Genomic DNA, 17,207 nt, shown 5'->3' on the forward strand with positions numbered 1-17,207 from the left:
ATTGCTCTGGAGGATACATATGCACAAGGTCATTTATGACACGGATCCGGGCGTCGATGACGCAATGGCGCTGCTTTTCCTGCACCGCCACCCCGAGATCGATCTGATCGGCATCACCACGATTTTCGGCAATGCCTCGATCGAGACGACGACGCGCAATGCGCTGTTCCTGAAGCAGGAATGGAATATCGCAGCACCCGTTGCCAAGGGCGCCAATGTCACCATCGATCCTGCGCGTCATGAGCGTCCGTGGCCGACCATGGTGCATGGCGAGAATGGCCTCGGTGATATGCCGGTGCCAGATACGATCGACCTGCCGGTCGATCCGCGCCCGGCGCATCGCTTCATCATCGAAACCGTGCGCGCCAATCCGGGCGAGGTGAGGCTGGTTGCCGTCGGCCGCATGACCAACCTGGCCCTGGCGCTGAAGGAAGACCCCGAGATTGCAGGCCTCGTGAAGGACGTCGTCATCATGGGCGGCAATTTCTATGTGCCGGGCAATGTCTCGCCGGTTGCTGAAGCCAATATCCATGGCGATCCGGAAGCGGCCGATATCGTCATGACTGCGCCGTGGAAGGTCGTCGTCATCGGCCTCGATGTGACCGCGATCACGACGATGAGCCGCAGCTATCTCGGGGAGATGGCCGCCAGGGGCGACAAGGCGGTCAAGCAGCTCGATACGCTTTCGCAGTCCTATATCGACTTCTACAAGCATGCGGTCGAAGACGGCATGATGGTGCATGACAGCTGCGCCAGCGTCTATGTCGTGGCGCCCGAGCTGTTCACGACGATCACGGGCGCGGTGCGTGTTGTCTGCAGCGGCATTGCCGATGGCCAGACGGTGATCAAGCAGGATGGCCGCCGGTTCCCGCCGGGCGACTGGGATGGCCTGCCGAGCCAGATCGTTGCCACCGGCATCGAGTCGGAAAAAGTGCTCGAGCTGATCCGCGAGACGCTGCTGCGCCTCTGATGGCTTCAACGGGCCGGTCCTGCATGCCTGCGGCCGGCCTGTTTCCATATTCTGGAATCCAATCAAATTGTTATATGCGTTTCTTCTGAAGTCGATTCCGCTTCTTCGAAAATTGAGTCTGGGCCATTTTGTCAACTTCCGGTGCGCTGCCACTGATGGCGTTGACCTCGTCTGCTGCCGGGCCTAGATCAGCGGGATGATAGATCGCGCATTCTCACATCTGCCGGCGCTGGAGCCGGGCAGCGTCTGGCTCGTTGGGGCCGGTCCCGGCGATCCGGGCCTGCTGACGCTGCTTGCCGCCAAGGGGCTTTCCGAGGCCGATGTGATCGTCCATGACGCGCTGGTCAATGAGGAATGTCTGAAGCTCGCGCCGTCAGGTGCGGAGCTCGAATATGCGGGAAAACGTGGGGGCAAGCCCTCGGCCAAGCAGCGGGATATTTCTCTGAGATTGGTGGAGCTGGCGCGGGCCGGCAAACGCGTGCTGCGGCTGAAGGGGGGCGATCCCTTCGTCTTCGGGCGGGGTGGAGAAGAGGCGCTGACGCTGGTCGAGCACAATATCCCGTTTCGTATCGTGCCGGGCATTACCGCGGGCATCGGCGGGCTTGCTTATGCCGGGATTCCGGTGACGCATCGGGACATCAACCATGCCGTGACCTTCCTCACCGGCCACGATTCCTCCGGCATCGTGCCTGACGCGATCAACTGGGAAGCGATCGGCAAGGGCTCGCCCGTCATCGTCATGTATATGGCGATGAAGCATATTGCCCAGATCAGCGCCAATCTGATTGCTTCGGGCCGTTCGGCTTTCGAGCCCGTTGCCTTCGTCTGCAATGCGGCGACCGGTGACCAGCAGGTGTTGGAGACGACGCTTGCCGAAGCGCCTGAAGCCGTTGCCGCCTCCGGTCTGGAACCGCCGGCGATCGTCGTCGTCGGCGAGGTGGTGCGGTTGCGCGCCTCTCTCGACTGGCTTGGCGCGCTTGGCGGTCGGCGGCTGCAGCCCGATCCCTTCAAGCATGCCGGCGGGCAAGGGAGGGAGACAGCATGAGCGGGTTGCTGATTGCCGCACCGTCCTCCGGTTCCGGCAAGACCACAGTGACGCTCGGGTTGCTTCGGGCGCTGCGCAATCGCGGCGTCGCCGTCGCACCCGGCAAGGCCGGCCCTGATTATATCGATCCGGCCTTTCACGCGGCGGCAAGCGGCACGCTCTGCCTGAATTTCGACCCTTGGGGAATGCGGCCGGAACTGATTTCCGCCAATGCGACGCTGCACCGCTCCGGCGACCGGGTGTTGCTGATCGAGGGCATGATGGGCCTGTTCGATGGTGCTGCGGACGGGCGCGGCACGGCAGCGGACCTTGCGGCCCAGCTCGGACTTTCGGTCGTGCTCGTCGTCGATGCTTCGCGCCTGTCGCAATCGGTGGCGCCGCTCGTCAGCGGCTTTGCCGGTTTCCGCGCCGATGTGCGCATCGCCGGTGTCATCCTCAACAAGGTCGGCAGCGACCGGCACGAAGCGATGTTGCGCCAGGCGCTGGAAGCGATCCGCATGCCCATCGTTGCCGCCATCCGCAAGGATGCGATGCTGGCCCTGCCAGAGCGGCATCTGGGACTGGTACAGGCCGGCGAGCATGGGGCGCTCGAGGAGTTCATCGATTATGCGGCCAACGCCGTTTCCGAAGAGTGCAATTTCGAATTCCTCATGCGCATCGCGCGGCAGGGTATGAACCGGCCGTCGGCTGCCAATATTGCCCGGCTGATGCCCTTCGGCAGGCACATTGCCGTCGCCCGCGATATCGCCTTTGCCTTCTGCTACGAGCATATGCTGCTCGGCTGGCGGCGGCGCGGGGCCGAGATTTCCTTCTTCTCGCCGCTCGCCGACGAGGGCCCGTCCGAGGCTGCCGATGCGATCTATCTTCCGGGCGGATATCCCGAACTGCATGCGGGCAGGCTCGCGGCTTCGCAGAATTTTGTAGCCGGCATGAAGGCTGCGGCGGCGCGGGGCGTGCGCATCTATGGCGAATGCGGCGGCTACATGGTGCTCGGCGACGGGCTGATCGACGGGCAAGGCGAGCGCCATGAAATGCTCGGCCTGCTGCCTATCGTCACCAGCTATGAGACGCGCAAGCGGCATCTCGGCTATCGCCGCGTCACGCCGCTCGACGGCGCCTTTTTCGACAGGCCGATGACGGCGCATGAATTCCACTATTCGACGATCGTCTCCGAAGGGGAGGCCGACCGGATGTTTGCCACGCAGGATGCGCTCGGCAACGATCTCGGCCTGGCCGGATTGCGGCGCGGGCAGGTGGCCGGCTCCTACATGCATCTGATCGATCTTGCAGGAGCAGCCGCATGAATGCGCCGATCGTGCATGGCGGCGGCATTACCGCGGCGGCAGCAAGTTTCGGCGGCCGGCTAGAGGATTGGCTGGATCTTTCGACCGGCATCAATCCTAATCCGGTGACGTTGCCGGAAATCCCTGCAAGGGTGTGGCACCGGCTGCCGGACCGGCATCTGGTCGAGACGGCACGCTTTGCTGCGCGGGATCATTATCGCAGTGGCGCGATCCTGCCACTGCCGGTACCCGGCACGCAATCTGTCATTCAGCTTCTGCCGCGGCTGATAGAGGTCGGCAGGCAGTCAGCCGCCGGGGGCAAGCGGGTGGCGATCCTGTCGCCGACCTATGGGGAATATGCCCGCGCTTTCAGCTCCGCTGGTTTTGTGGTCGATGCGGTCAGCGATATCGATGACATCGGTGCGCAGCACGGGCTGGCAGTCGTCGTCAATCCGAACAATCCGGATGGTCGCATACACTCGTCCGACAGGCTGGAAGCACTGCATGAGCGGCTGAAGGCGGCAGGCGGCTTTCTTGTTATCGATGAGGCTTTCGGGGATACGAGCCCGGCGGCGAGCCTCGCGCCGCGTGCGGCAGGCCTTCCGAACCTGATCATCTTCCGTTCCTTCGGCAAGTTCTTCGGCCTTGCAGGGCTGAGGCTCGGCTTTGCCATTGCACGGGGCGATATCCTCCAGCATTTCGAGGACTGGCTCGGGCCTTGGGCGGTGTCGGGGCCGGCGCTGTTGCTGGCGGGCTCGCTGTTGAATTCGGATGTCTCCGCCATTGCCCGCTCGATTGCCGAGCGCCAGGCAGGCCTGCATGCCGTGCTTGCCGGAGCAGGGCTTGCCGTTGCCGGCGGCATGCCGCTTTTCACCCTCGTTGCCGACGCGAAAGCCGGTGACATTTACACGACCCTCTGCCGCCATCATATTCTCGTCCGCCGGTTCGATTATGCACCGGACTGGCTGCGCATCGGCCTTGCGCCGGATGCTGCGGCGGATGGACGACTTGCTGCGGCCCTTCGGAGCTTTAACCGATGAATCTGGATGAACATTTTCTCGTGCTGGTTCTGGCGCTGCTGCTCGACCGCATCATCGGCGATCCGCAATGGCTGTGGATGCGCGTGCCGCATCCGGTCGCCATCTTCGGTCGGGCGGTCGGCTATTTCGACCAGCATTTCAACCGTGAGAGCCTGAGCAAGGCTCAGCGCCGGCAGAACGGCGTGGTGGCGATCCTGGCGCTGTCGGGGCTCGCCGTCGTCACCGGCCTGGTGCTGCACTGGTTCCTCATGCTCTTCGGCCCCGTCGGTATCCTGCTCGAAGTCTTCTGCGTGGCGATTTTCCTGGCGCAGAAGAGCCTGTCGGATCATGTCGCGGCGGTCGCAGCGGCGCTGAAGAGCGAAGGCCTCGTCGGCGGGCGCAAGGCAGTGTCGCGAATCGTCGGGCGCGATCCGGAAACGCTGGACGAGCCGGGTGTCTGCCGTGCAGCAATCGAAAGCCTCGCCGAGAATTTTTCCGATGGAGTGGTGGCGCCGGCCCTGTGGTTTGCGATCTTCGGCCTGCCGGGTCTGTTCTTCTATAAGATGCTCAATACAGCGGATTCAATGATCGGCCACCGTTCGGAAAAATATGTCGATTTCGGCTGGGCCTCGGCGCGGCTGGACGATATCGCCAACTGGCCGGCGGCACGCCTGTCGATCCTGCTGATCGCCGTCGGCGCCGGCATCCGCCGGGGCACGTCAGCCTTCAGGGACTCTTTCCGCGTCGGCATCCGCGACGGCAAGCTGCACCGCTCGCCGAATTCCGGCCGCCCGGAGGCGGCGATGGCCGGCGCGCTCGATCTCCAGCTTGCCGGCCCGCGCGTCTATTCGGGCGTCGTCGTGCGCGAGCCGATGATCAACGGCACGGGCCGGGATGTGGCGACGGCAGGCGATGTGGAGGACGGGATTTCGGTCTTCCAGGCCAGCTGCATGGCGCTGACGCTGCTTACTTTCGTGGCCTTCGTCTGCCTGCTCTAGTTTTGGGAACTGGAGGCTGGCTCAGGTGTCGAAAGTGGCAAGGTGGATCATTGCGATTGCTTTCGTCCTGGCGCTTGCGGCGCTGAATTGGCAGTTTTCCCGTGAGGCTGTCAGCTATCTGAGCGCAAAAGCAACAAAGCCCGATCATGGAGAGACGTTGCCGGAGCTTCCCGGCATTGCCGTCCTTGATCAATTTCAGATCGCACGGGGTGGGGAAAGAAGCAGCGGGCTTTGGGTGACGTGCTCCCAAGGCTCGCAGGTCAGGCTCGCTCTCAATACACGCCTTCCCATAGAGGAGGAATTTGCCCGCAACGGAACTTATCCCAGTGTCCACACCGTCCTCTTTATGCAGACAGTGGACATACGCACCTATGAAGCAATCAAGAGCGCCCCCCGCATTGTCTTTCCGAGAGCGACGTGGCGTCGAGACAGTGAAAATGACTCTCTACTGACGCCGCCGTTGTCTGCTGTAGAACTTGACACTCTATCCAAGGCATTCTTACCAACGCCTCCCGTTCATGTCAGAATAGATGCCGTGGAGACCGGCACTGAAATGCGTGGTACCGTTGATGGTCGAGCAATCATTGCCTTTGCGGCGCGCTGCCTGCTCTTGGCGGATGGACAGATTTGACCAAGACAAGTGCCTCGTCAGCTCCGCCATCTCTTCGCCATCAAAAGCACCGCCAAGACACAGCTCAGCAGGCCCAGGGTCACCGGCACGCCCTGATAGCCTATCAGCTGCATCGCCACGCCCGTTGCGGGCGAGCCTGCGATGCCGCCGAGGCCCCAGACGAGGGCGAAGGCGGCGTTGCCGGCGATCAGGGACTGGTCGGTAAATCGTTCGCCGAGTTGGATCAGCGACAGGGTGTAGATGCCGAAGGAGACGCCGCCCCAGGCGAAAAACAGCGGCCAGATGAGCCACGTATCGAAGAGCAGCGGCAGGAGCAGGCAGCCTGCGAGCGAGGCGAGCACGCAGAAGAGCAGGGTAGGGTGCGAGCCGAATTGTTCGGCGAGGCGGCCGAGGACAATCTGCAGCACGGCATTGCCTGCGATGAAGCAGGTGATCAGCGCGGTGATGCGCGGTTCCGGGCTGTCGAGAGCTGCGCCATAGACGGCAAAGAGGGCAAGCAGAATCTGCTCGAAACCGGCGGCAACGAAGACGGCGACGAGCAGGAGCGGTGCCAGCATGAAGAAGCCGCCGACAGATATGGATTCGCCCTCCTGCGGCATGTCGGGCAGTCGTCTTGTGACGGCAAGCACGATCAGGCCGCAGACGAGGAAGGCGAAAATACCGATCAGGAAGGGTGGCCAGCCCTCCGTACCGGCAAGGCCGAGGGATAGCGGGCCGATGGCGAAGCCGCCTGATACGACGGACGAATAGAGGCCCATGATGCGGCCGCGGCGCGCGGCGGGCGTGATGGCGAGCAGCCAGGTTTCGCTGATCACGTAGAGCGGGTTGGCGAAGACGCCGAGCAGGAAGCGCAGCGGCATCCACGCCCAAATGTCCTGCGTCCAGGCAATGGCAATCAGGCTGAGTGCTGCGAGGATCGAGCAGAGGACGGCAAGCCGTCCGGCGCCCACGCGGCGTGACAGGGCAGGAATGAAGGGTGCGGAGACGATGAAGCCTGTTGGCGTCATGGCGGCCGACAGGCCGATCAGGCCTGATGGTGTTCCCTGCCGCTCGAGAATGAAGCTCAGAAGCGGATAGGTCAGGCCCTGCGCCATGGCGAACACCGTGACGGTGGCGATGATGCCTGCCATCGCGGCCCATGGAATGCGATCTTCGCGTGGCGATATCGGGCTGCGCCGGTCGATCATTGCGGCTGGAGGAAACTGGCCATCGTGTGTCATTGGAGATTCGCCTCACGCGTGCCAGAAAAAGCCGGGGGCCTCGGAGCCTGCCTGTTGTTCCGTCAGGCCGATATCGTCGATCAGAACGGGGCTGATTTTGGACCGTCGCTTCCGTTCGCGGCGGATGCGGATGCGCCAGAACCAGCGCATGATCGCGCTTCGCAGGATGATCAGGCTATTGTGCCGGCGCGACAACTTTTGACGTGGGGCTGATGCAAGGGTGCAGCAATCGCTCATGATGAACTCCATGGAGCTTGAAGGTCCGGGAACTTGGATTTCGCCTGAGACCTTCGATTTCAAAGGATGCTGGAGTCTGGAGGATGCGGCGTGGGGCGTAATTAAACGCTTCCAAAAAGTTCGCAAAAACTTCCAAAGTGACTAAACAGGTCAAAACAGGATTTCGCCTGATCAGGACAACAAGGACATGACCGCCTCATCTTCCTTCCTCGGCCTTCCCGATCGCCTGGCTGATGGGCGTTTGCCCCGTGCGGTGATCTTCGCAGCCGCGCACGGCAGCACCTATCCCGGCAAGGACAGCAGCGGTTATGCGCTGGCCGCCGGCGCCATCCGCGCTGCGAGCCAGGAGGATGCCGGGCTCATCGAGCATTGGGATTTCGATCTCGGCGGCCCGCTGTTTGCCGACAGGCCGATCTCCTGCATCGATGCCGGCGACATCGAGACCACCATGCATGACAATGCCGGCAACCGCGCCCGGATCGAGGCGAAGACGCGTGAGATACTGGCATTGCCGGCCATACCGATCCTGCTCGGGGGAGATTGTTCCGTGACATTTCCTTTCCTCGCCGGCTTTGCGGATCAAGGGCCGGTCTGGGTCCTGCAGATCGATGCCCATATCGATTGGCGCGACGAGGTGCATGGCGAGCGCTACGGCTATTCAAGTCCGATGCGTCGGGCGAGCGAGATGCCGCATGTCGCCGGCATGGTGCAAGTCGGTCTGCGCAGCGTCGGCAGCGCGCGCATCGCCGAGGTGGAAGCGGCGCAGCTTTATGGCAGCCGCTTTGTCACTGCCCGCGAGATCCACACAGTGGGCGTCGAAGCCGCTCTCCGGCATATTCCCGAGGGAGCGCGGGTGGTCGTCACGCTCGATTGCGACAGCATCGATCCCGGCATCATGCCGGGCGTGGCGGCGCGTACCCCTGGTGGCCTCACCTACACACAGGTGATCGACCTGATCGCCGGCCTCGGCAGGCGGGCGAGAATCGCCGGGTTCGATCTGGTCGAGTTTTATCCTCCGGCCGATATCGACGGCCTGTCGGCGCTGACCGTGTCGCGCGTGCTCGTCAATGCGGTCGGCGCCATCGTCAGGCAGGATTGAAACGCTTCTTGCTCTCACGGCAATTGGTATCGGGGCATTTCAATTCTAGGCGACTTTGCCCAAACGTGGCTCCGTCCCAGCCAGCAGCCGCCTGATATTGGCGCGATGGCGCACAATCACGTAGATGCCGCCTGATATTACCAGCAGCCGATAGGGCAACGGTTGCTCCAGGCCGCAGACGAGAGCGATGGCTGTCAACGCTGCCAGCATCGAACTCAGGGAAACAATGCGGAAGGCGGCCAGCGCAAGGCAGAAAACCGCTGCAGCACCCAAACCGACGGGCCAGGACATTGCCAGCAACACGCCGAGCCCCGTCGCAGCAGACTTGCCTCCCGTAAAGTTCAGCCAGATCGAACGGCCATGCCCCAACAGCACGCCAAGACCGGCCAGGCAAACAATCCAGGGCTCCCCGCTTTGCAGGTCAGGTGCTGTCGGCGGCGTGCCCGATGGTACTGTCGAGAGCCAGAGATAAAACCAGCGGGCAAAGACGACTGCTGCGACACCTTTCAGCACATCGATCAGGAGAACCGCCAAAGCAGGCCATTTACCGAGCGTTCTGAGTACGTTCGTTGCTCCGGTGGATCTGGAGCCATGCTCGCGGATATCCATGCCCTTGAGCAGTTTGCCCGCCAGATAGCCCGTGGGCAGGGAGCCGAAGAGATAGGCGACCGCCAGTCCCACCAGACTTGCTATCCAGAAAACCATGGGTGTACCTCGACGCTCTTTTTTCAGCCGGGTAATTATCTGATCGAACACGATTAAACCAGTCGCGCCTCGGATGCCACGCGCCTAAGCGGACGAAATTGTCCGCGGGAATGCCGAGATCGAATGGCATCAGGCAGGACGGTTCCAACCCGGCATGAAAGCCTTTAGGATGCGCGCCATGCAGGGAGCGCGCTTTGCCTTTGGTCCGTTCGTGCTTGATCCGGAGGCGGGAACGCTTCTGCGGAACGACGATCCCGTTGCCGTCGGGCACCGCGGCGTAATGCTGCTTGCCGCGCTCGTCGGGCGGCCCGGCGAAATTCTCGCCAAGACCGAGCTGATGGATGCGGCCTGGCCGGGCACGGCCGTCGAGGAGGGCAATCTCACCGTCCAGATCGCGCAGCTGCGCAAGCTGCTGGGTCCTGCCGCTGACGGTGGTGAATGGATCTCGACGGTTCCGCGCATCGGCTATCGCTTCACCGGCGCCATAAAACAGCTCGGCAGCGGGAGGCGAAAAGCTTTGGCGCTGCCCGACAAACCCTCGATTGCCGTACTGCCCTTCGTCACCGTCAGCGGCGATCCGGAGCAGGAGGGTTTTGCGGATGGCCTGACCGAAGACCTTATCACCGATCTTTCCCGGACCTCGGGCCTCTTCGTCATCGCCCGCAATTCGAGCTTCGCCTATAAGGGAAAGGCGATGGATGTGCGTGATATCGCCGAGGAGCTTGGGGTGCGCTATCTGCTCGACGGCAGCGCCAGACGGGCGGCGGAGCGCGTGCGCATCAACGCCCGGCTCGTCGATGCCGAAAGCGGCGATCATCTCTGGGCGGAGCGTTTCGACCGCGGCCTGGACGATATTTTTGCCGTTCAGGACGAGGTCACCGGCAAGATCGTCGAGGCGCTGCTTGGCCGGCTGCGTCCACCGGTGCCGCGCAATCGGCCCAAGAGCCTCGAAGCCTATGATCTCTGCGTGCGGGCGCGCACGCTGATGGATGATGCGCCGCAAAGCGCGCGGGAAACGCAGCTGATGCTGACACGGGCGATTGCGCTCGACCCTGACTATGCCGAGGCCCATCGGTGGCTTGCGCTGAACCATTGGATGGGATGGGTGCATAGCGGTGGTCCAACCGAAGCCAATCGCAGCGTTGCCCTGGAATTGGCGCGCAAGGCCGTCGCGCTCGATCCGAACGATGCCGGCTGCCGCTGGGTGCTTGCTTACCTGCTTGCCTATGAGCGCAGCTTCTCGGAAGCCGATGCGGAATTCGAAAAGGCCATCGCGCTCGACCCGAATGAGGCCGATACGTGGGCGGCTCTGTCAGATATTTCCGTTCTCGCCGGGCGGATCGACGAGGGCCTGGAGCATATCGGCAAGGCGTTTCGGCTGAACCCGTTTCCGGCCAGCTGGTATTATTTGACACTCGGCCAAGCGCAATATGCTGATGGCAATTATGAAGCCGTCGTAGAGACGCTGCGCCGGGAGGAAACCTATCGCACGAGCTCACGCCGTTTCCTGGCGGCAGGTCTTGCCCAGCTCGGCCGGCTCGATGAGGCCCGTGCAGAGGCGGAGCTGTTCCTCGTCGCAAACCCGCATTTCACGATCAGCCACTGGGCCGCGATGGAACCGTTCCGGGACGCAGGGACGCTCGCACATTTTGTCGACGGCTATCGCAAGGCCGGCTTTCCCGAGTGACGCCAGTGCCGCAACCGGCACTGGCTTGTTAGAAATGTGATTACCATTCGAGTTAAAGCAAAATAACAAGTATTGCCGTAGTCTCTTCTCTCGTTGGGCGAAAATAAGCCTTTAAAGGTTCGATAGAGGGACGACCATGAAGACGTTTTTTGCGGCTGCTACCGCAGTGTTGTTATTGCAGTTTTCTCCAGTTGCGGCTCAGGCTGCTACGCTGGTTGCCAATATCAGCCTCAGCAAGCAGACGATGACTGTTACCGAGAACGGTTGGGTGAAGCATCGCTGGAAGGTTTCTACGGCGCGCAAGGGTTATACCACGCCGACCGGTTCCTGGAGCGCCAAGTGGCTGTCTCGCGATCACCGTTCCAAGAAGTACGACAACGCGCCGATGCCGTTCGCTGTATTCTTCAACGGCGGTTATGCCGTTCATGCCACTTTCGAACGCAAGCGGCTCGGCACGCCGGCTTCGCATGGTTGCGTGCGTCTCGACCCCAACAATGCGGCCCAGTTCTTCTCGATGACGCAGGAAAACGGCCTTGCCAATACCCGCGTGGTGATCACGCGGTAAGCAAATCAGGCGCTAACCAGGCGCTCCAGCTCATCCATATCGGGAACGGTGATATGACGGTTGTTCTCGATGCGGATGACGCCCCGCTTGCGCAGCTTCGTCATCTGGCGGCTGACGGTTTCGATTGTCAGCCCCAGGAAATCGGCAATCTCGCTGCGTGAGAGCGGCAGGTCGAAGGCCGCGCTGCTGGTCGTTTCCGGCTCTGCATGCGTGGCGACGAGATAGAGGAGGCTTACGACCTTTTCCTGGGCCGTGCGACGGCCGAGAGTCAGCATCCATTCCCGTGCCGCATCCAGCTCCTTCAGCGCCTGGGCATGCAGGTTATGCTGCAGTTCCGGCGTATCCGTGATCATGCGGTCGAGCAGGCCGCGGGGGAAGACGCAGATTTCCGTCGGCGTGGCCGCTTCGGCCGATAGCGTGCTCTCCGGCACGAAGGGGCGGCCGATGAAATCGGGGGCGAATTGCAGGCCGACGATCTGCTGGCGCCCATCGGGCATCACCTTGCAGAGCTTCACCACGCCGTTCATGATGTTGGAATAGGACGAGACTTCTTCGCCCTGGGCAACGATCTCGCAGCCGGCATCGAGTTTGCGGCGAGTCGAATGCTTGCAGAGTTCGCGCAGTTGCGCAGCTGCCAGCGCACCGCAGACGACGCCGTGGCGCGCCTCGCAGACGCGGCAGGTTGCCGGAATACCTATGTCAGGATCTTCACTGCGCGCGATGTCCATGTTCGATGCCCCGATCCGACCATGTGCCTGCGTTGTGTTACGCTTCGGCCCATAGTCATCTATCCCGATTTCTTGCGTCTGCGTCTTGATCTTTATCAATTCCGACCGGATTCCGATTTGATCCAGATCAAAGTTTCCTTTTTCAACGGGTTTATTTCCCGCCTTAAAAATCACCCTGCTGTGGAAATATCCGGCTCTGTTTCGCGTTATACGAGCTATCCGCGGGCGTCGCAATTGAACGCAAGTTTAGGGACACGGAGGTGTCGCTCTGTGTGCTTAGTCCCCATTGCGGCCATGGATCAGAACCGTTTCTGTGCCGTCGAGACGGACGATTTTGCCGTCACGGAGACTGGAAAAGTCTTTAGCCGGGTGGCCGCTTTACGCTTCGATATCTATCTCAGACAGGTCAAAAGGCGCCATTCCATTGCTGTTTAGGCAACACCTGCCCGCCAAATTGGCTTGCAACCGGGACGAAAGCATTGGCTTTTGAAATGGATTTGCCTATGAGGGGGAGAATCTTCATTTCCAAGAGGTAGAGCGAGTGACCGCTACATTCGATAAAGTTGCCGACATCATTGCTGAAACCAGCGAGATCGACCGCGCAACGATCACGCCGGAAAGCCACACGATCGACGACCTCGGTATCGACAGCCTCGACTTCCTCGATATCGTTTTCGCCATCGACAAGGAATTCGGCATCAAGATTCCGCTCGAAAAGTGGACGCAGGAAGTCAACGAAGGCAAGGTTTCCACCGAAGAATACTTCGTGCTGAAGAACCTCTGTGCCAAGATCGACGAGCTGCGCGCCGCCAAGGCTTGAAGCAACATCATCATCTTTTTTTCACGCCCTGCCGCCATTGATATGGCGGCCGGGCGGTTTTGTTCCTAAGTAGGCCTTCCGACGGGCTTATTGCGCGTCGCGCCGGAGAAGTCTGATGCTGCTGGAATATTTCCAGATGATTGACCGCGTCGAGGCGGTGGACCTTGAGAAGCGCACGCTCGTTGCGCGCTCGGTCGTGCCGGCCAAGAGCCCCGTTTTCGAGGGGCATTTTCCAGGCATGCCGCTCGTCCCTGGCGTGCTTCTCATCGAAACCATGGCGCAGGCATCAGGCATGCTGGTGCTGGCCGCCACCGATTTTACGTCAATGCCCTTCCTGATGTCGGTCGATGGCGCCAAGATGCGCACCTTCGTCGAGCCGGAAGCGGTGCTCGACATCGAGGCTTTCCTCGAGCATGACGGCTCCGGTTTTGCCGTCACCAAGGCAAAGATCACCAGCGGCGGCAAGAAGGTCTGCGATGCGCAGCTGAAACTGCGCACCATGCCTTTCAGTGAAATTCCGCTCGGCGATATCGTGAAGAAACGTGCCGGCGAGGTGGGTCTGATGGACGCCATCGCTGCGCAGCGGGCGAAGGCCCAGGGGGTGAGTGAATGAGCAAGGCCGCCAATGACGTCGTGATATCAGGCATCGGCATCGTGACCTGTCAGGGTGTCGGCAAGGATGCGCATCTGGCGATCCTGACTGCCGATGCCGCACCTGCGACCGTTATCGAGACCGAGAAGTTTAGGCCTTATCCGGTCCATCCGCTTCCTGAGATCGACTGGTCGCAGCAGATCGCCAAGCGCGGCGACCAGCGCCAGATGGAAAACTGGCAGCGGATCGGCGTTTTTGCAGCGGGTCTGGCGCTCGATGATGCGGGCTTCAAGGACAATCTGGAAGCCTGCGGCACGATGGACATGATCGTGGCGGCCGGCGGCGGCGAGCGCGACATCAATGTCGATACGCTGATCGTCGATGAGGGCCTGAAGCGCAACGACCGCGAGTTGCTGCTCAATGAGAAGCTGACGACCGAACTGCGGCCGACGCTGTTTCTGGCACAGCTTTCCAACTTGCTTGCAGGCAATATTTCCATCGTTCACAAGGTCACCGGCTCCTCGCGCACTTTCATGGGTGAGGAAGCTTCCGGCGTTTCCGCCGTCGAGACGGCCTTCTGGCGCATCAAGTCAGGCGAATCCACCCATGCGCTTGTTGGCGGCGCCTTTGCGGCCGAACGCCCGGACATGATCCTGCTGACGGAAGCAATCGGTGCGCATACACGCGGTGAGTGGGCGCCGCTTTGGTCGCGCTCCGGTCTCGAGGGTGGCGGCATGATCACGGGTTCCGCCGGCGCCTTCCTGGTGCTGGAATCGCGCAAGCATGCTGAAGAGCGCGGCGCGCATATCTATGCGACAATCGGTGCCGTCGAAGGCGACCGCGGCAATCGCGCTGCGGGTAATTTCGAAGTTCGCCTGGAGCGGCTGCTGAAACCCGCTGCCGGTCTGGCCCCCGAAACCACGGCGATCTTCTCCGGCTCGACCGGCATGCATGAGCTTGCCGCCCGCGAAAAGGCAGTGCTTGAACATCAGCTTCCGGGTGCTGCGATCCGCGGCTTCGCCGGCGTTTCCGGCCACACCATCGAGGCGCAGTTCACGCTCGGCCTTGCGCTTGCAGCGCTTGCGATCGACGCCAAGGCGAAGGTTCCGCCTTTTGATGCCGCGAACGAAGCGCCGATGAAATCAGGCACCAAGGCTGCCGTCGTAACCACCGTCGGACATCAGCGCGGCGAAGGCGTTGCCGTTCTTTCCGCAGAAGCGTGAGGAGTGACTGAAATGACAGCGTCCGCTTACAGGGATCATCTCGGCCGTCCGATCGTTGCGGTCACCGGCATGGGTATCATCACCTCGCTCGGCCAGGGCCTCAGGGATAACTGGGCAGCCCTTTCGTCAGGTACATCGGGCATTCACGACATCACCCGCTTCCCGACGGACGGCCTTTCGACGCGCATTGCCGGCACCGTCGATTTCATCGATATCCCGGTGCCGAACGCCGTCGAGCGTTCCTATGCCTTTGCGCGCGAGACGACCATCGAAGCGCTTGCCGATGCCGGTATTTCCGGCGATTTCAATGGTCCGCTGTTCCTGGCAGCACCGCCGATCGAGCCGGAATGGAGCGCCCGTTTCGAGCTTGCCGACCGTTCGCCGGCCGCCGACCATCCGGGCGATGCCTATGAGCGGTTCCTCGCTGCCATGCGCCAGCGTCCCGATCCGGCCTTCCATGAGGCGGCGCTCTTCGGCGCGATTTCCGAGCGATTGTCCGATCGGTTCGGCACGCGCGGCCTGCCGGTCACGCTGTCGACGGCCTGTGCATCGGGTGTTACCGCCATCCAGCTCGGCATCGAGGCGATCCGCCAGGGCCGCACCGACCGGGCGCTGACGGTTGCGACCGACGGTTCGCTGAGTGCGGAAGCGCTGATCCGCTTCTCGCTGCTGTCTGCTCTCTCCACCCAGAACGATCCGCCGACCAAGGCTTCCAAGCCGTTCAGCAAGGATCGCGACGGTTTCGTCATCGCCGAAGGCGCGGCGACGCTGGTGCTGGAATCCCTGGAATCGGCAATTGCCCGCGGCGCCAAGGTGCTCGGCATCATGAAGGGTGCGGGCGACAAGGCCGACAGCTTCCACCGCACGCGCTCTTCGCCCGATGGCGCCCCGGCGATCGCGACGATCCGCGCAGCCCTTGCCGATGCCGGCATGAGCGAGGACGATATCGGCTATATCAACGCCCATGGCACCTCGACGCCTGAAAACGACAAGATGGAATATGGTTCCATGTCCGCCGTCTTCGGCGAGAAGCTGGTCGGCATTCCGGTGTCGTCCAACAAGTCGATGATCGGCCATACGCTGACGGCTGCCGGTGCGGTCGAGGCGGTCTTCTCGCTGCAGACGATGCTGACCGGCACGCTGCCGCCGACGATCAACTACAACAACCCGGATCCGTCAATCGTTCTCGATGTCGTGCCGAACAAGAAGCGGGAAGCCCAGGTTTCGGCCGTGCTTTCCAACTCTTTCGGCTTCGGCGGACAGAATGCCAGCCTTGTCATGGCGCTCGAACCGGCTTAAGCGGTTCCCGACAATCCAACCGATAAGAAAAACGCCCCAGAGGCGAGAGGTTTTGCCATGCGCGCTTTGCAACTGATCGATGACCGCAAGCTTGAGATCACCGACCTGCCGGAACCGGACGCTCCCGGTGCGGGCGAAGTGACACTGCGCGTCAAGGCGGTTGCGCTGAACCATATCGATGTGTGGGGCTGGCGCGGCATGGCATTCGCCAAGCGCAAGATGCCGCTCGTCATCGGCGCGGAAGCCTCCGGCGTCGTCGAGGCGATCGGTCCCGGTGTCGCCAATGTTCTGCCCGGCCAGCTCGTGTCGATCTATGGCGCGCGCACCTGCGGCCTCTGCCGCCCGTGCCGCGAAGGCCGCGACAATCTCTGCGAACATGTCTCCGGCGTACACGGCTTCCATCTCGATGGCTTTGCGCAGGAGAAGGTGAACCTGCCTGCGCGGCTGCTCGTACCGGCTCCTCCCGGCGTCGATGCGATCGGGGCGGCACTTGCGCCCGTTACCTTCGGCACGGTCGAGCACATGCTGTTCGACAATGCCAAGCTCGAGCCCGGCGAAACGATCCTTGTCCATGCCGGCGGCTCCGGCATCGGCACGGCTGCGATCCAGCTTGCCAAGAAGATCGGCTGCACAGTCATCACGACCGTCGGCTCCGACGACAAGATCGAGAAGGCGAAGGCTCTCGGCGCCGATCACGTTATCAATTACCGCACCGACCGCTTCGAAGGCGTGGTGCGCAAGCTCACCAAGAAGAAGGGCGTCGATGTCGTCTTCGAACATGTGGGCAAGGATACCTGGGCTGGCTCGATGCTTTGCATGAAGCGCGGCGGGCGTCTCGTCACCTGCGGCTCGACCTCGGGCGTTTCGACCGAGATGAACCTGATGATGCTCTTCCAGCAGCAGCTGAAGCTGCTCGGCTCCTTCGGCTGCCGCATGGAGAACATGGCCGATGCCATGCAGAAGATGGGCCGCGGCCTCGTTCATCCCGTCATCGATACGGAAGTCAGCTTCGACGATATCGACCGCGCCCTGGAGCGCATGGAAACCCGTCAGATCTTCGGCAAGATCATCCTGAAGATGGACTGA

18 protein-coding genes are annotated in these 17,207 nt (G+C 62.0%); 14 read left to right on the forward strand and 4 right to left on the reverse strand.

Features of this window, described 5'->3' with window-relative positions; all coding sequences use genetic code 11:
* Positions 1 to 19 precede the first annotated feature (19 nt).
* The 6 genes from ACR9ZQ_RS10545 to ACR9ZQ_RS10570 all read left to right on the forward strand — a co-directional run bounded on the left by ACR9ZQ_RS10545 (position 20) and on the right by ACR9ZQ_RS10570 (position 5,946).
* A complete protein-coding gene (locus ACR9ZQ_RS10545) occupies positions 20 to 970 on the forward strand; it encodes a nucleoside hydrolase (RefSeq protein ID WP_113325771.1) in 951 nt (316 codons plus the stop codon).
* Positions 971 to 1,166: 196 nt separating this feature from the next.
* Positions 1,167 to 2,015 carry a uroporphyrinogen-III C-methyltransferase gene (cobA, locus tag ACR9ZQ_RS10550; protein ID WP_310387431.1) on the forward strand — a complete coding sequence of 283 codons (849 nt, stop codon included), beginning with the start codon at positions 1,167 to 1,169 and terminating at the stop codon, positions 2,013 to 2,015.
* Complete coding sequence (locus tag ACR9ZQ_RS10555) at positions 2,012 to 3,319, forward strand: cobyrinic acid a,c-diamide synthase CobB (protein ID WP_481427741.1); 1,308 nt, start codon at positions 2,012 to 2,014, stop codon at positions 3,317 to 3,319. The genes cobA and ACR9ZQ_RS10555 overlap by 4 nt, the downstream gene beginning before the upstream one ends.
* Entirely contained in the window at positions 3,316 to 4,338 is a 1,023-nt protein-coding gene (gene cobD, locus ACR9ZQ_RS10560) for a threonine-phosphate decarboxylase CobD (protein WP_481427742.1), read from the forward strand. The genes ACR9ZQ_RS10555 and cobD overlap by 4 nt, the downstream gene beginning before the upstream one ends.
* Positions 4,335 to 5,315, forward strand: coding sequence for an adenosylcobinamide-phosphate synthase CbiB (gene cbiB, locus ACR9ZQ_RS10565; RefSeq protein ID WP_310387425.1), 981 nt, complete (start codon positions 4,335 to 4,337; stop codon positions 5,313 to 5,315). The genes cobD and cbiB overlap by 4 nt, the downstream gene beginning before the upstream one ends.
* A 25-nt stretch (positions 5,316 to 5,340) precedes the next feature.
* Positions 5,341 to 5,946 (forward strand): hypothetical protein, encoded by a 606-nt coding sequence (locus ACR9ZQ_RS10570; protein ID WP_310387423.1) that lies wholly within the window; start codon positions 5,341 to 5,343, stop codon positions 5,944 to 5,946.
* Between the two features lie 17 nt (positions 5,947 to 5,963).
* Here ACR9ZQ_RS10570 and ACR9ZQ_RS10575 read toward each other — a convergent pair whose 3' ends face one another.
* Positions 5,964 to 7,166 (reverse strand): MFS transporter, encoded by a 1,203-nt coding sequence (locus tag ACR9ZQ_RS10575; protein ID WP_481427743.1) that lies wholly within the window; start codon positions 7,164 to 7,166, stop codon positions 5,964 to 5,966.
* A gap of 12 nt (positions 7,167 to 7,178) precedes the next feature.
* The gene (locus tag ACR9ZQ_RS10580; protein WP_310387422.1) at positions 7,179 to 7,415 is read right to left on the reverse strand and encodes a DUF1127 domain-containing protein; all 237 of its coding nucleotides are present in this window, start codon (positions 7,413 to 7,415) and stop codon (positions 7,179 to 7,181) included.
* Positions 7,416 to 7,590: 175 nt separating this feature from the next.
* Here ACR9ZQ_RS10580 and ACR9ZQ_RS10585 point away from each other — a divergent pair, with 175 nt between their 5' ends.
* Positions 7,591 to 8,502 carry an agmatinase gene (locus ACR9ZQ_RS10585; protein ID WP_310387420.1) on the forward strand — a complete coding sequence of 304 codons (912 nt, stop codon included), beginning with the start codon at positions 7,591 to 7,593 and terminating at the stop codon, positions 8,500 to 8,502.
* A gap of 45 nt (positions 8,503 to 8,547) precedes the next feature.
* On the opposite strand, the gene plsY is transcribed toward ACR9ZQ_RS10585, so the two are convergent.
* Positions 8,548 to 9,207 carry a glycerol-3-phosphate 1-O-acyltransferase PlsY gene (gene plsY / locus ACR9ZQ_RS10590; protein ID WP_310387418.1) on the reverse strand — a complete coding sequence of 220 codons (660 nt, stop codon included), beginning with the start codon at positions 9,205 to 9,207 and terminating at the stop codon, positions 8,548 to 8,550.
* 178 nt (positions 9,208 to 9,385) lie between these two features.
* Between plsY and ACR9ZQ_RS10595 the strand changes: the two genes are divergently transcribed.
* Entirely contained in the window at positions 9,386 to 10,894 is a 1,509-nt protein-coding gene (locus ACR9ZQ_RS10595) for a winged helix-turn-helix domain-containing tetratricopeptide repeat protein (RefSeq protein WP_310387592.1), read from the forward strand.
* Between the two features lie 136 nt (positions 10,895 to 11,030).
* Positions 11,031 to 11,459 (forward strand): L,D-transpeptidase, encoded by a 429-nt coding sequence (locus tag ACR9ZQ_RS10600; protein ID WP_310387415.1) that lies wholly within the window; start codon positions 11,031 to 11,033, stop codon positions 11,457 to 11,459.
* Between the two features lie 5 nt (positions 11,460 to 11,464).
* Here the strand turns inward: ACR9ZQ_RS10600 and ACR9ZQ_RS10605 are convergent, their stop codons facing one another.
* A complete protein-coding gene (locus tag ACR9ZQ_RS10605; protein ID WP_481427744.1) occupies positions 11,465 to 12,187 on the reverse strand; it encodes a Crp/Fnr family transcriptional regulator in 723 nt (240 codons plus the stop codon).
* A gap of 541 nt (positions 12,188 to 12,728) precedes the next feature.
* On the opposite strand from ACR9ZQ_RS10605, the gene ACR9ZQ_RS10610 reads away from it, so the two are divergent.
* From ACR9ZQ_RS10610 to ACR9ZQ_RS10630, 5 genes are all read left to right on the forward strand, one after another.
* Positions 12,729 to 13,007, forward strand: a complete 279-nt coding sequence (locus ACR9ZQ_RS10610) for an acyl carrier protein (RefSeq protein ID WP_007814022.1) — start codon at positions 12,729 to 12,731, stop codon at positions 13,005 to 13,007.
* Positions 13,008 to 13,122: 115 nt separating this feature from the next.
* Complete coding sequence (locus tag ACR9ZQ_RS10615) at positions 13,123 to 13,620, forward strand: 3-hydroxyacyl-ACP dehydratase FabZ family protein (protein ID WP_113320665.1); 498 nt, start codon at positions 13,123 to 13,125, stop codon at positions 13,618 to 13,620.
* Positions 13,617 to 14,822: a beta-ketoacyl-ACP synthase gene (locus tag ACR9ZQ_RS10620; protein WP_481427745.1), complete on the forward strand. Its 1,206-nt coding sequence runs from the start codon at positions 13,617 to 13,619 to the stop codon at positions 14,820 to 14,822. Before ACR9ZQ_RS10615 ends, ACR9ZQ_RS10620 begins: the two co-directional genes overlap by 4 nt.
* A gap of 12 nt (positions 14,823 to 14,834) precedes the next feature.
* Positions 14,835 to 16,121, forward strand: a complete 1,287-nt coding sequence (locus ACR9ZQ_RS10625; RefSeq protein ID WP_310387391.1) for a beta-ketoacyl-ACP synthase — start codon at positions 14,835 to 14,837, stop codon at positions 16,119 to 16,121.
* A 57-nt stretch (positions 16,122 to 16,178) separates the two neighbouring features.
* Positions 16,179 to 17,207 (forward strand): zinc-binding dehydrogenase, encoded by a 1,029-nt coding sequence (locus ACR9ZQ_RS10630; protein ID WP_113320662.1) that lies wholly within the window; start codon positions 16,179 to 16,181, stop codon positions 17,205 to 17,207.

Source organism: Rhizobium sp. KNZ14-9A, from assembly GCF_056755015.1.